Here is a 13516-nt window from a genome sequence, read left to right on the forward strand (position 1 = left end):
CGCCCGAGCCGGCTCACGGCCCCAGGACCACCACCGACTCCGGGGGCAGGCGGAGGATGCCGTCCGCGCCCGGCAGCCGGGCCGCCGGCCAGCCCGCCAAGGCTTGCAGGGCCGGCCGCCGGCCGCCGTCCCCGGCCGGCAGCGGTACCGCGGCGGTCGCCTCCGGCGAGAGGTTGACGGCGACCCGCAGCGGACCGCGGCACAGCAGCAGCCAGCGCGCCGCCTCGTCGAAGCGGACCGAGGTGTGCCGGGGGTCCGGGTCGGTCAGCGCGGGCAGTTCACGACGGAGCGCCAGCAGCGTGCGGTACCAGGCCAGCAGCCCGGCGTGCGGGGCCACGGCCGGCTCGGACCAGTCCAGTACGCAGCGGTCACGGGTGGCCGGATCCTGCGGGTCGGGCCACTCGGCGCGCTCACCCGTCCAGGCGTGCTCGGCGAACTCCCGCCGCCGGCCGGCCCGTACCGCCTCCGCCAGCTCGGGGTCGGTGTGGTCGGTGAAGTACTGCCAGGGCGTGCGTGCCCCCCACTCCTCGCCCATGAACAGCATCGGGGTGAACGGCGCGCACAGCACCAGCGCACCGGCGCAGGCCAGCAGGCCGGGGGAGAGGCCGGCGGCGAGCCGGTCGCCGAGTGCCCGGTTGCCGATCTGGTCGTGCGTCTGGGCGTAGGCCAGCAGCCGGTACGCCGGGGTCTCCCGCAGGTCCAGCGGTGCGCCGTGCGGCCGGCCGCGGAAGCTGGAGTACGTACCGTCGTGGAAGAAGCCGCCGGTCAGGGTCTTGGCGAGGGCGGCGAGCGGGGCCCGTGCGAAGTCCGCGTAGTAGCCCTGGGACTCACCGGTGAGCGCGGTGTGCAGGGCGTGGTGGAAGTCGTCGTTCCACTGGGCGTGCAGGCCCTGGCCGCCGCTGCCGCGCGGCGCGGTCGTCCGCGGATCGTTCTGGTCGGACTCGGCGATCAGGAACAGCGGGCGGTGCAGCCGGCCGGCCAGCGCGTCCACGGCGGCGGACAGCTGGGCCAGGAAGTGCGGGCTCCGGTCGTCGTGCAGCGCGTGCACGGCGTCCAGCCGCAGCCCGTCGAGCCGGTAGTCGCGCAGCCAGGACAGCGCGCTCCCGAGGAAGTAGGCGCGGACCTCGTCGGAACCGGGCGCGTCGAGGTTGACCGCCGCGCCCCACGGCGTGTGGTGGGCGTCGGTGAAGTACGGGCCGAATTCCGGGAGATGGTTGCCGGACGGGCCGAGGTGGTTGTGCACCACGTCGAGGACCACGCCCAGGCCCAGGCCGTGCGCCGCGTCCACGAACCGCTTCAGCCCCTCGGGCCCGCCGTACGGCTCGTGCACCGCCCAGGGCGCGATCCCGTCGTAACCCCACCCGTGGACGCCCGGGAACGGACAGACCGGCATCAGTTCGATGTGGGTGATGCCCAGGTCGGCCAGGTGCCGCAGGCGCGCGGCGGCGGCGTCGAAGGTGCCCTCCGGGGTGAACGTCCCGATGTGCAGCTCGTACAGGACCGCGCCGGGCAGCGGGCGGCCGGACCACGGATGGCGCCAGCCGAACCGGTCGTGCTCGACGACCGCGGCCGGGCCGCCGGGACCCTCCGGCAGCCGGGCGGCCCGGGGGTCGGGCAGCGCCGGCCCGTCGTCGAGCCGGAAGGCGTAGCGGTCGCCGTCGCGGGCCGGCGCCTCGGTGCGCCACCAGCCCGCGCGGGCGTCGTCCGGCGCCATCGGAATCTCTGGTTCCGCAGCCCGCTCGCCCGCCCACCGGAGAGCCACCCGTCCGGCGCGCGGCGCCCACACCTCGAACAGCACGGCCGTCCTCCTTCGTTCGCACCCGGTCCGGACGACCCAAGCACGCCGGCGCGCCGCCCGACAGCCCGACGTGGCGGCACGGGCCGACATCGCGCCAATGCGCGCGTCCGTTCCGGCGAGGTGACGGGCCTGTGACGGGCCGTATGACGGGCCGTCCGGCACCGCCCGGGACCGTCCGGTGCCGCGCACCGGCCTCGCCTGGACAGCGGCTCGCGGGAGCCCGACAATCACGGCATGACTTCGCTGGAGTTCCCCGCGCGTCCGGCGCGGCCGTCGGACGCCGACCGGGAACGCGCCCTTGACCTGCTGCGGGACGGCGCGGCACAGGGGCGGCTGTCCCAGGACACCTTCCTGCGGCGGCTGGAACTCGTGCTCACCGCCCAGGAGAACGCCGAACTCGACCTGCTCACCGCCGACTTGGCGAGCCGCGGCAAGGTCCAGGGCACCATGCTGCGGATGGTCGGCCGGGTCTCGGCGTTCCACCTCCGGGTGCGCCGGGCCTGGCGGATGGAGCGGCTGCCCAAGCTGCTGCTGCCCGAACCGAGCCCCCTCCCGCTGGTCATAGGGCGGGCACCGGGCGTCGGCCTGCGGCTCAACCACGAGACGGTCTCCCGCGCGCACGCCGAGCTGCGCAGCGCCGGCAAGGGCTGGCTGCTGCGCGACCTCGGCTCCACCAACGGCACCTGCGTCAACGGCCGGCGGGTGGTCGGCGAGATCCCGGTCGGCCCCGGCGACCACATCACCTTCGGCCACGTGGACTACGTCCTCACGGAGCGCTGAACCCCCGCCTCCGGGACGTCGGAGCGCACCGGACGGTCCCCCGACGGGCTGGACGTCCACACCCCCTCGCCGTGCGTCAGACCGGGCAAGTCCTGCTGGACCCGCGGCACATGACGCGCCGCAAGGGCTCCGCTGATCAGCCAGGACCGTCGGCCGCCGGTGGTCCGGTCGAGCTCCGCGCCGAGCGCCGCGAGCCGGGCGGTCACCGGCGCCAGCGCGTCCACCGGGACCTCCGCCTCGAAGGCGTGGTACGGCTCGTAGACCCGGGTGCCGGCCCGGTCGAGCGCCCGCAGCAGGACGCCCGGGGTCACCGCCCGGAAGTCCCCGGCCGTGCTCAGCGGCCCGATGAACCCGGACCGGGTCAGCACGACCCGGCAGTCCGTCACCGCCAGGCCGCGCGGACCGCTGCGCAGGGTGGCCAGCACGCTCTCCTCGACGGCCTGGTGGAAGCCGTGCGGCAGGGCGCCCAGTTCGGTCTCGTAGGTGAAGACCGGACCGGAGCCGCGGGCGCCCGGCTCGACCCGCAGCCCGACCGTGGCCCACGGCCCGGTGTGCCCGCGCCGGGCGATCTCCGCCAGCGCCTCGCCGACCCCGCAGGGCCGTTCCACGCACACCACCCGGCTCGGTGCGAAGCCCGCCTCGATGCCGTACTCCTGACGCAGCGTCGCCGCCAGCACCTCCTTCTGCACCTCGCCGTGCAGCAGCACCGACGTCGCGCCGTCCGGCGCCGGGCGGACCGCCAGCAGCGGGTCCTGGTCGGCCAGCGTCAGCAGCGCGGCGCGCAGGGCGGCGGCGCGCTCCGGGTCGCGGGCGTGCACCACGGATTCGAGGGTGGGGGAGGGGAAGTGGGCGGGGCCGTCCGCGGTGTCGCCGGGCGGACCCAGCCGGTCGCCGGTCCGGACGCCGGGCAGCCCGCGGACCACCGCGATGTTGCCGGCGGTCAGCGGCCCGTCGTCCCCGGGTGGCCGCCCGACGACGTCGAGTGCGGTGATCCGGCCGGTGAGCGGCTCGCCGCCGGCGCGGTGCAGCTCGACCCGCTGCCGGGCCCGCAGCTCGCCCGCAAACAACCGGAGGTACGCCCTCCGCTCGCCCTGTGGCGGCTGGTGCACGGCGAAGACCGTGCCGCGCGGCGGACCGCCCGGCCCGGCCGGAGCCGGCGGGATCAGCCGGACCATGCCGTCGACCAGCGCCCGGACGCCCTGACCGCCGAGCGCCGAGCCGAAGAACAGCGGATGCAGCGAACCGTCGGCCGTCCGGGCGGACAGCGCCGCCCGCAGCTGCTCCGCGTCCGGCGGCGAGCCCTCGACGAGCCGGGCCAGCACCGACTCGTCCACCTCCGCCACGGACTCCGCGATCCGCTCGCGCACCTTCGGATCCGCCGGCGCGTACGGCACCGCGCGGGCCTGCGGGGTGCCGAGACCGGTCACGGACGTCAGGGGCACGACGGCCGGGGTCAGCAGCCGGCGGATGTCGGCCACCAGCTCCTCGCCGCGGGCGCCGGGCCGGTCGATCTTGTTGACGAAGAGCAGGGTGGGCATGCGCAGCCGCCGCAGCGTCCGCATCAGCACCCGGGTCCTGGCCTGGACGCCCTCCACCGCGGACAGCAGCAGCACGGCGCCGTCGAGCACGCCGAGGGCCCGTTCGACCTCGGCGATGAAGTCCGAGTGGCCGGGGGTGTCGATCAGATTGACCTGGACGTCGCCGACGGTGAAGGAGGCGACCGCCGAGCGGATCGTGATGCCGCGCTGCCGCTCCAGCTCGCCGGTGTCGGTCCGGGTGTCACCGGCGTCCACACTGCCGAGCCGGTCGATGACGCCGGTGTCGAACAGCAGCCGCTCGGTGAGGCTGGTCTTACCCGCGTCGACGTGGGCGAGAATCCCGATGTTCAGGGTGTGCGAAAGGTGCATGGAAGGGGGCGTCCTCGAAGACGGTCGTCCGGATGGGGCGATGAGTCGTTCCGAGGAATCCGCGCATCCCGTTGCTCCTGTTCAGTCATTCCTGTGTACCGGGCCATGGTGGCAGCCGTGCGCCGGACCGCAACCGAATTAACGGGCGGCCCGGCGCACGGTGCCGGTGCTCGGTGCCGGCGCTCAGTGCTGGTGCAGCCCCCGCCCCGCCAGCGTCAGGAAGGTCTCGCCGACCGCCTCCGACAGCGTCGGATGGGCGTGCACGAGCTGCGCCACATCGGACGGTTCGGCGTCCCAGGCCACGATCAGCTGGCTCTCCGCGATCATCTCCGAGACCTGCGGCCCCACCAGATGCACGCCCAGCACCGCCCCGGTGGCCGCACCCGCCGCCCCCTCGGCCGCCGCGATCACCTTCACCAGGCCGCCCTTGCCGTGCACCATGCCCTTCGCGGTCGCGGTCAGCGGCAGGGTGTTGACCTGGACGGCCAGCCCCCGGGCCCGCGCCTCCTCCTCCGTCAGACCGACCGAGGCGGTCTGCGGCGAGGAGTACGTCACCCGCGGCACCGTCGCGTAGTCCACCGGACGGGACGGCACCCCCGCCAGCGTCTCGGCCACCAACAACCCCTCGGCGAACGAGGCATGGGCGAGCCCCAGGGACGGCGGCGGCAGCAGGTCCCCCACCACGTGGATGCCCGGAACCGCGGTCTCCAGCCGCGACCAGTCCGCCGGCACCACGAACCCCCGCTCGTCGGTGGCCAGCCCGGCCGCCGCCAGCCCCAGCCCGTCGGTCACCGGCGCCCGCCCCACCGCCACCAGCAGCCGCTCCGCCTCGACCACCACCTCCGCACCCTTGGAGGTCCGTACGGTCGCCCGGACCCCGTCCGGAAGGATCTCGCTCCCGACGAGCATGGAACCGGTCCGGACCGCGATACCGCGCTTCTTCAGCCCGCGCGCCAGATGGCGGCCCACATCGGCGTCCTCCAGCGGCAGCAGCCGCTCGGCCGCCTCGACGAGCGTGACCTCGGCCCCCATGGACCGGTGGAACGAGGCGTACTCGACACCGATCGCGCCCCCGCCCAGCACCAGCACCGACCCCGGAAGCTCCTCGGCGAACAGCGCGTCATCGCTGGTCACGACGGTCCGCCCGTCCGCCGCCAGCCCCGGCAGCAGCCGCGGCCGGGACCCGGTGGCCAGCACGATGCCGCGCCCGGCCGTGAACTCCCCGGCGCCCTCCACCTGCACCGTACGCGGCCCGGTCAGCCGCGCCGCACCCCGCAGCACCCGCACTCCCGCGGTCCGCAGATGCCCCTCCACGCCCTGGTGGTTGCGCGAGACGATGCCGTCCCTGGTGGCCACCAGCGCCGGCCAGTCCAGCGCGTCCACACGGGCCTTGACGCCCCATCGCTCCCGGGCCTCCGCGATCCCGTCCACCAGCTCCGCGGCGTGCAGCATCGCCTTGCTGGGGATGCAACCGCGGTGCAGACAGGTGCCGCCGATCAGATCCCGCTCGGCCAGCACCACCCGCAATCCCAGAGCAGCGGCCCGCAGCGCCGTGCTGTACCCGCCGGTGCCCCCGCCGATCACGATGACGTCGGGCGCGGTGAATCGATCCCTCTCACTCATGGGCCCAGCCTCCGCCCACCTGCACTCATGAGTCCAAGGCAATGTTTTTATGGAGCCGATGAACAACCGTCATACCGATGTGCCGGGAGCAACGGTGAGCAACCACCACGGCGCCACAGACACACACGGGGGAGGCCGGCCATGAGCCTGCGGCAGATGGAATACCTCGTAGCCGTGGTGGAAGAGGAGTCCTTCACCCGCGCCGCCGAGGCCCTGCACGTCACCCAGTCCGCCCTCTCCCACCAGATCAAGGCACTGGAACGGGAGGTCGGCGGCCCGCTGCTGGAGCGGATGCCGCGCGGCGTACGGCTGACCGCGATGGGCCGGGCCTACTTCCCGCACGCCGAACTCGCCGTACGCAGTGCCCGGCAGGCCCGGCGCGCCGCACTGGCCGCGGGCGGCGCCCGGACCGGAGAACTCCACATCGCCACGGTGCACGCGCACGCCCTCGGGGTGCTGCCGGAGGTCTGCGCCCGCTGGGCCCGGTCCCGGCCCGGCGTACGCCTGGTGCTGCACGAATACGCCACCACCGGTGAGCTGGAGGAACAGATGGCGCGCGGGGTGGCCGACATGGCGCTGGGGCCCCGCCCCAAGGACTGGCCGGGGCCGGTCGGCGTCGTCGGAAGCGAGCGCATGGTGCTGGTGGTCCCGCACGGCGATCCGCTCGCCGCCCGGTCCTCGGTGCGGCTGGCGGACCTCGCGGACCGGCCCTGGGTGCGCTGCAGCCTGGAGCCGGTGGTCGACGGCCGGCGCTGGCTGGACCTGGAGTGCGAACGGGTCGGCTTCACCCCGCGCACCGCGGTCCGCACCCAGCACACCTCGACCGCCGTCCGGATGGCCTCGGCGGGCGTCGGGGTGCTGCTCACCGCGGCCCATGAACTGACCGGCCTGGACTGCGCGTCGGTGCCCACCGACCCACCGTGGCGCCGCGACATCACGGTCTTCTCGCGGGTCCAACTGACCGGCGCCGCCGCCGAGTTCACCGAACTCCTGCGCACGACCGGCCCCACGGCCACCGACCCGGCGGACGCTCCCTGAACCGGGCCACCGCCCGCCTCTGTAGGAGGCCGCCGCCGGCCCGTCACTCCCGTACGAACAACGCCACCGGCGACCGGGCCAGCAGCTCGCTCAGCCCCACCACCTCGCCGCCCGGCAGTTCCCGCCCGGTTCCCCCGGTCAGCGCATCGCGCCAGGGACCGCCCGGCGGCATCCGCAGCCCGGTGTCCCACCAGCCACCGGTCTCCACCAGGCGCAGCGACAGCCGGGTCACCACCGTCAGCACCCGCCCGGTACGGCAGAAGGCGACACAGTGCTCGGCCGCCGGGCCCTCCGCGTACACCGGGGTGTACGAGCCGGCCGCGCCGAACCACTCCGGATGCGCCCGCCGCAGCCGCAGCGCCACGGCGGTCAACCGCAGCTTCTCCCCGGCCAGATCGAGCGGCGCGCCCCCACCGTCCGGCCCGCCGTCCGTACCACCCTCCGGCCTCCCGTCCGGTCCGCCCTCCGCCCCTCCGTCCAGTTCGGCGAGCAGTTCAGGGCGGAAGGCGGCGGGCCGCCGGTTGTCCGGGTCGACCAGTGCGGAGTAGGTGAGTTCGGTCCCCTGATAGAGGTCCGGGACGCCCGGCATCGTCAGATGCAGCAGCGCCGCACCCAGGACGTTGGCGCGGATGTACGGCGCGAGCTGCGCCGTCAGCGCGGCCAGCGGCGCGGCCGTCACGCCGCACGGCCCGGTCCGTACGAACTCCGTAACAGCCTCCTCGTACGCCGCGTTCGGCTCCGTCCACGAGGTGCGCAGTCCGGCCTCCCGCACGGCCTTGAGGACCGCGGGCGCCACCCGCCCCCAACTCTCGCCGGGTGGTGCCCCCATGGCCGCCGGCCCGTCGGCGGTGGCGCCCAGGCCGAACGCGGTCTGCCAGGCCAGCCAGGAGACCATCGGATCGGCCGGCCCGGCAGCGGGCAGCAACGCCGCCCCGGCGCCGCACACCGCGTCCTCTCCCATTCCGGCCAGCAAGTCCCGCCACCGGTCCGGGCACTCCGACAGCACCGCGATCCGGGCCCGGACGTCGGCGCTGCGCTTGGTGTCGTGCGTGGAGAGCACCGTGCCGGTCGCCGGCCAGTCCCGCTGGATGCGGGCGCCGTACGCATGGAACGCCTCCGGGCCGAGCGAGGGCTCACCGGGGTCGCCGCCCACCTCACACGCCGACAGCAGCACCGGGTAGCGGTAGAAGGCGGTGTCCTCCACGGACTTGGCGTGCAGCGCGGACGCCGTCTGGGCGAAACGGGCGGCGAAGTCGGCCCGGTCGAGCCGGTCGAGCCGGTCGAGCCGGTCGAGCCGGTCGAGCCGGTCGAGGCGGCCAGGACGGTCGGCCTGGTCGGCCCGTACGGTTCGGTCGGGACCGTCGGCCCGGTGGGGACCGTCGGCAGCGCCCGGGGCCTCGTCGAGCGCCGCTTCACCGTCCGCGCCGAGCCCCAGCGCGAGATCGTGGATCAGGTCCACCGCCCGGGCCTCCTCGGGCACCCGGAACGCGGTGCGCGCCCCGACCGCCGCCCGGCCCAGCATCGCCGCGTCCTGCACCGCCCGCGAGGCGTCCCCGGCGTACGGCCGGTAGACCGGCAGCCGGACCAGCAGTTCCCGAAGCGCCTGCCGCAACGCCCACGGCGCATGGTCGCCGGGCCGCGGATCGCGCGCACTGATCCGGGCCGCGGTACGCACCAGCCGCTCCACCTCGGCGGCCAGGTCATGGCTGACCACCTCGTAGGCGGCCCGGCGCACCGTCTCCTCCCAGTCGCCGCCCTCGTCGGCCAGCGGCGTGACGAAGTCCCGGTAGTGGGAGAAGAGCCGCCCGGCGCCCTGCGGGCAGACGAACAGCCCGTCGATGTGGCGCAGCGCGTCATAGCCCGTGGTGCCCGCGCACGCCCAACTGCCGGGCAACTGCTCCTCGCCCGTGAGGATCTTCTCGACGACCGTCCAGCGCCCGCCGGTGGCCTCCCGAAGCCGCGCCAGATAGCCACCGGGGTCGGCCAGCCCGTCCGGGTGGTCGATGCGCAGCCCGTCGATGACGCCCTCGCGGATCAGCCGCACCACCGTCGCGTGCGTCGCCTCGAAGACCTCCGGCTCCTCGACGCGCACCGCGATGAGGTCCGAAATGGTGAAGAAGCGACGGTAGTTCAGCTCACTGCGGGCCAGCCGCCACCAGGCGAGGCGGTACCACTGCGCCTCCAGCAGGTGCGGCAGCGGCAGTTCCTCGGTACCGGGGCGCAGCGGGAAGACCTTGTCGTGGTAGCGCAGCACCCGGTCCTCCGGGTCGACGCGGAGGTGCCGTGCCTCGTCGCCGATCCGCCCGCCCAGCACCGGCAGCAGCAGCTGGCCGTCGTGCCCGCCGTCCCAGTCGACGTCGAACCAGCGGGCGTACCGGGACGCCGGGCCGTCCCGCAGGACCTCCCACAGCGGTGTGTTCAGAAACGTCGACCCCGGCACCGCCATGTGGTTCGGCACGATGTCGACGACCAGCCCGAGGCCGTGCGCCCGGGCCGTCGCCGCCAGTGACCGCAGGCCCGGCTCGCCGCCCAGTTCGGCCCGTACTTCCGTGTGGTCGACGACGTCGTAGCCGTGCGTGGACCCCGGCACCGCCTCCAGCACCGGCGACAGGTGCAGATGGGACACGCCCAGCGCGGCCAGATGGGGGACCACCCGCTCGGCGGCCGAGAACGGGAAGTCCGGCTGGAGCTGCAGCCGGTAGGTGGCGGTCGGCGACACACTCGAGGGCTCCGTCATGGGAACACCCGTACCCCGCCGACGGCCCGTTCTGTCATCGCTGCGCGGCATTGGCGTCGTCGTTTCCTCCCACCCGCTGCGCCGGGGCGGCAGGCCGCTTCGTACGTCCGGTGCGTACGGCGCCGCAGCCCCCGACGGATAGCGTCGGGCGATGACCGCCGTCACCGCCTACCGCCGGGTGATCGCCCTGAGCGGGCCGCTGCTGCCCGTCGTGTCCTTCCTCGGCCGGCTCCCGACCGCCATGTGCCAGCTCGGCAGCCTCCTGCTGGTGGCCGACACCAGCGGCTCACTGGCCACCGCGGGCCTCGTCGGCGGGGCCCTGGCGGCGGGTCAGACGGCCGGCGGGCCGCTGCTCGGCCGGCTCGCCGACCGGCACGGCCAGCGTCCGGTGGTGCTGGCCGCCTGCTGGTGCGACGCGCTCGCTGTGGCCGCCTTGGTGGCCGCCGCCCTGGCCCGGGCCGGGACGCTGCCGCTGGTGCTGCTCGCCCTGCTGGCCGGGGCCGCCGTACCGCAGGTCGGCCCGCTCGCCCGGACCCGGCTGGTCGCGCTGGCCCGCCGGGCCCGGGCCGACGACCGCACGGTCACCACCGCGCTGTCCTTCGAGGGCACGTTGGACGAGGTGTCGTTCGTGCTCGGCCCGGCCCTGGTGGGGCTGTCCGCGACGCTCGCCCGGCCGGCCGTCGCGCTCGCCCTGGCCGCGGTGCTGCTGGCCGTCTGCGGTTCGGCGTTCGCGCTGCACCCGACGGCGGCCGCGGTCCGGCCCGCCGGACGGCAACCGGCCGCCGCCGCACCGGCCCGCGTGCGCACGCCCCGGGCGGTCCACGGGATGCGCGTCTCGATGGCGTTGCAGGGCGTCCTCTTCGGCGCCTGCCAGGCCGGCATCACCGCCCTCACCGCCCGTCTGCACCAGCCCGGCCAGGCCGGGCTGGTCTATGCCGCGATGGGTGTGATGAGCGCCGCCGCCGGGCTCTCGCTGGCGCTGGTCCCCGCCCGGATCGGTCTGCCGGCGCGCTGGCGGACGGCCGCCGCGGCGCTGATCGCGCTGTCCGTGCCGCTGTTGTGGGTACGGACGCTGGGGGCGCTCTATCTGGTCGTCGTGGTGCTCGGGGCGGCCATCGCCCCGCATCTGATTCCCGTCTTCGGGCTGACCGAACGCCTGGTGCCGGCCACCCGGCTGGCCGAAGCGATGGCCTTCCTCACCAGCGCGGTGGTCGGCGGCCAGGCACTCTCCCTGGCCGCCTCCGGCCGGCTCGCCGAGGCGTACGGCCCGTCCGCCGCCTTCGCGGTGGCCGTCTGCGCCGCCGTAATGATCCTCGGCATCGCCCTTGCCACCCGGGGTCCGGCCCCGGCGTCCGCGGCCGCTACGCGGGCCGCTGCAGCACCAGCATGCTCCGGTCGGTGAGCGTCAGCCGGTCGCCCGCCTTGACCTTCGCACCCCCGCCGCCCGCCACCGTCCGCGGCCGGTCGGTGTCCACCACGACCTGCCACTGCCGGCCGAGGTGCTCCGGAACCGTGAACTCCTTCTCCTGGTCGTGGGCGTTGAACATCAGCAGGAACGAGTCGTCGGTGACCGGCTCCCCGCGGGGCCCCGGCTCCGAGATCGAGCTGCCGTTGAGGAAGACCGTCAGGGACTTGGCGTGCGCCGACTGCCAGTCCCGCGGGCCCATCTCCCGGCCGCCCGCGGTGAACCAGGCGATGTCCGACAGCTCGTCGTGGGTGCCCTCGATCGGGTGACCCTGGAAGAACCGCCGGCGCCGGAAGACCGGGTGGTCGCGCCGCAGCCACACCATCTGGCGGACGAATGCCAGCAGCTCCAGCTGGTCCTCGTCACCCCACTCCGCGGCCGCCGCCGCTTCCGGCTCCTCCTCACCCGCTTCGTCCGCCTCGTCCGCCTCGTCCGTCGCGTAGGTGTCCTCCTCCGGGCCCGCGGGCTCCGGCCAGTGCACCCACGACAGCTCGTTGTCCTGGCAGTACGCGTTGTTGTTGCCGCCCTGGCTGCGGCCGAACTCGTCCCCGTGGCTGAGCATCGGAATGCCCTGCGACAACATCAGCGTGGCGATGAAGTTCCGCATCTGCCGGGCCCGCAGCCGCCGCACCCCAGGGTCGTCGGACGGCCCCTCGGCGCCGCAGTTCCACGACCGGTTGTAGCGCTCACCGTCGCGGTTGTCCTCGCCGTTGGCGTGGTTGTGCTTGTCGTTGTACGAGACCAGATCGCGCAGGGTGAAGCCGTCATGGCAGGTCACGAAGTTGACCGAGGCCAGCGGGCGGCGCCCGTCCTCCTGATAGAGGTCCGACGAGCCCGTCAGCCGGGACCCGAACTCCGCGAGGGTACGGGGCTCGCCCCGCCACAGGTCCCGCACGGTGTCGCGGTACTTCCCGTTCCACTCGGTCCACAGCGGCGGGAAGTTCCCCACCTGATAGCCGCCCTCGCCGACGTCCCACGGCTCGGCGATCAGCTTCACCTGGCTGACGACCGGGTCCTGGTGCACCAGGTCGAAGAACGACGACAGCCGGTCCACCTCGTGGAACTGGCGCGCCAGCGTCGCCGCCAGGTCGAAGCGGAAGCCGTCCACCCGCATCTCCTGCACCCAGTAGCGCAGCGAGTCCATCACCAGCTGGAGCACGTGCGGACTGCGCATCAGCAGGGAATTCCCGGTGCCGGTGGTGTCCATGTAGTACTGCCGGTCGTCACAGAGCCGGTAGTACGAGGCGTTGTCCAGCCCCCGGAACGACAGCGTCGGCCCCAGATGGCTGCCCTCGGCCGTGTGGTTGTAGACCACGTCGAGGATCACCTCGATACCGGCCTGGTGCAGCGCCCGCACCGCCGTCTTGAACTCCAGCACCTGCTGCCCCCGGTCGCCCCAGGAGGCGTAGGCGTTGTGCGGTGCGAAGAAACCGATGGTGTTGTAGCCCCAGTAGTTCGTCAGCCCGGCGTCCACCAGCCGGTGGTCCTGGACGAACTGGTGCACCGGCATCAGCTCCAGGGCGGTCACCCCGAGCTTCGTCAGGTGCTCGATGATCGCCGGATGCGCCAGCGCGGCATAGGTGCCGCGCAGCTCCTCGGGGAGCTCCGGATGACACATCGTCAGGCCCTTCACATGGGCCTCGTAGAGCACGGTCTCGTGGTACGCGGTGCGCGGCGGACGGTCGTCGCCCCAGTCGAAGTACGGATTGACCACCACGGAGGCCATGGTGTGCGGCGCCGAGTCCAGGTCGTTGCGGACCTCGGGCCGCCCGAAGTGGTAGCCGTAGACCGCCTCGTCCCAGTCGATCACCCCGCTCATGGCCCGGGCGTACGGGTCGAGCAGCAGTTTCGCGGAGTTGCAGCGGTTCCCCCGCTGCGGTTCGTAGGGACCGTGCACCCGGAATCCGTAGCGCTGTCCCGGCATCACCCCCGGAAGATAGGCGTGCCGCACAAAGGCGTCACTCTCGCGCAGCTCGACGGCGGTCTCCGAGCCGTCGTCGTGCAGCAGACACAGTTCGATGCGGTTCGCGGCTTCGGAGAACACCGCGAAGTTGGTGCCCGCCCCGTCATAGGTGGCACCCAGCGGATACATCTGTCCCGGCCAGACCTGCATGCGTAGACTCTTCCACTTTCTCGTCGGGCGCTGCGGCGACTCCACGACACACGTC

Annotated in this window: 8 protein-coding genes; 3 read left to right on the forward strand and 5 right to left on the reverse strand. The window is 74.1% G+C overall.

What is annotated here, in order from left to right:
* Positions 1–13: 13 nt before the first annotated feature.
* A complete protein-coding gene (gene treZ / locus ACZ7MX_RS25865; protein WP_472135616.1) occupies positions 14–1798 on the reverse strand; it encodes a malto-oligosyltrehalose trehalohydrolase in 1785 nt (594 codons plus the stop codon).
* A 234-nt stretch (positions 1799–2032) separates the two neighbouring features.
* Between treZ and ACZ7MX_RS25870 the strand changes: the two genes are divergently transcribed.
* Positions 2033–2578, forward strand: a complete 546-nt coding sequence (locus ACZ7MX_RS25870; RefSeq protein WP_472135617.1) for an FHA domain-containing protein — start codon at positions 2033–2035, stop codon at positions 2576–2578.
* On the opposite strand, the gene otr(A) is transcribed toward ACZ7MX_RS25870, so the two are convergent.
* Both otr(A) and lpdA read right to left on the reverse strand, forming a co-directional pair.
* A complete protein-coding gene (gene otr(A) / locus ACZ7MX_RS25875; RefSeq protein WP_472135618.1) occupies positions 2557–4485 on the reverse strand; it encodes a tetracycline resistance ribosomal protection protein Otr(A) in 1929 nt (642 codons plus the stop codon). The genes ACZ7MX_RS25870 and otr(A) overlap by 22 nt on opposite strands.
* 183 nt (positions 4486–4668) lie before the next feature.
* Positions 4669–6108 (reverse strand): dihydrolipoyl dehydrogenase, encoded by a 1440-nt coding sequence (gene lpdA, locus ACZ7MX_RS25880; RefSeq protein ID WP_472135619.1) that lies wholly within the window; start codon positions 6106–6108, stop codon positions 4669–4671.
* A 141-nt stretch (positions 6109–6249) separates the two neighbouring features.
* Between lpdA and ACZ7MX_RS25885 the strand changes: the two genes are divergently transcribed.
* A complete protein-coding gene (locus ACZ7MX_RS25885) occupies positions 6250–7146 on the forward strand; it encodes a LysR family transcriptional regulator (protein WP_472135620.1) in 897 nt (298 codons plus the stop codon).
* Positions 7147–7189: 43 nt separating this feature from the next.
* On the opposite strand, the gene treY is transcribed toward ACZ7MX_RS25885, so the two are convergent.
* Positions 7190–9883 (reverse strand): malto-oligosyltrehalose synthase, encoded by a 2694-nt coding sequence (treY, locus tag ACZ7MX_RS25890; RefSeq protein WP_472135621.1) that lies wholly within the window; start codon positions 9881–9883, stop codon positions 7190–7192.
* A 151-nt stretch (positions 9884–10034) separates the two neighbouring features.
* Between treY and ACZ7MX_RS25895 the strand changes: the two genes are divergently transcribed.
* Positions 10035–11285 (forward strand): MFS transporter, encoded by a 1251-nt coding sequence (locus ACZ7MX_RS25895; protein ID WP_472135622.1) that lies wholly within the window; start codon positions 10035–10037, stop codon positions 11283–11285.
* Here the strand turns inward: ACZ7MX_RS25895 and glgX are convergent.
* Positions 11245–13461, reverse strand: a complete 2217-nt coding sequence (gene glgX, locus ACZ7MX_RS25900; protein WP_472135623.1) for a glycogen debranching protein GlgX — start codon at positions 13459–13461, stop codon at positions 11245–11247. The genes ACZ7MX_RS25895 and glgX overlap by 41 nt on opposite strands.
* Positions 13462–13516: the final 55 nt, after the last annotated feature.

The sequence above is a fragment of the Streptomyces sp. NPDC107765 genome, assembly GCF_055657085.1.

What these genes read in the sequence shown, in the direction of transcription:
- ACZ7MX_RS25870 (WP_472135617.1), top strand. Translation starts at nt 2,033, where the DNA reads ATGACTTCGCTGGAGTTCCCCGCGCGTCCGGCGCGGCCGTCGGACGCC.
- lpdA (WP_472135619.1), bottom strand. Translation starts at nt 6,108, where the DNA reads ATGAGTGAGAGGGATCGATTCACCGCGCCCGACGTCATCGTGATCGGC.
- ACZ7MX_RS25885 (WP_472135620.1), top strand. Translation starts at nt 6,250, where the DNA reads ATGAGCCTGCGGCAGATGGAATACCTCGTAGCCGTGGTGGAAGAGGAG.
- treY (WP_472135621.1), bottom strand. Translation starts at nt 9,883, where the DNA reads ATGACGGAGCCCTCGAGTGTGTCGCCGACCGCCACCTACCGGCTGCAG.
- ACZ7MX_RS25895 (WP_472135622.1), top strand. Translation starts at nt 10,035, where the DNA reads ATGACCGCCGTCACCGCCTACCGCCGGGTGATCGCCCTGAGCGGGCCG.
- glgX (WP_472135623.1), bottom strand. Translation starts at nt 13,461, where the DNA reads ATGCAGGTCTGGCCGGGACAGATGTATCCGCTGGGTGCCACCTATGAC.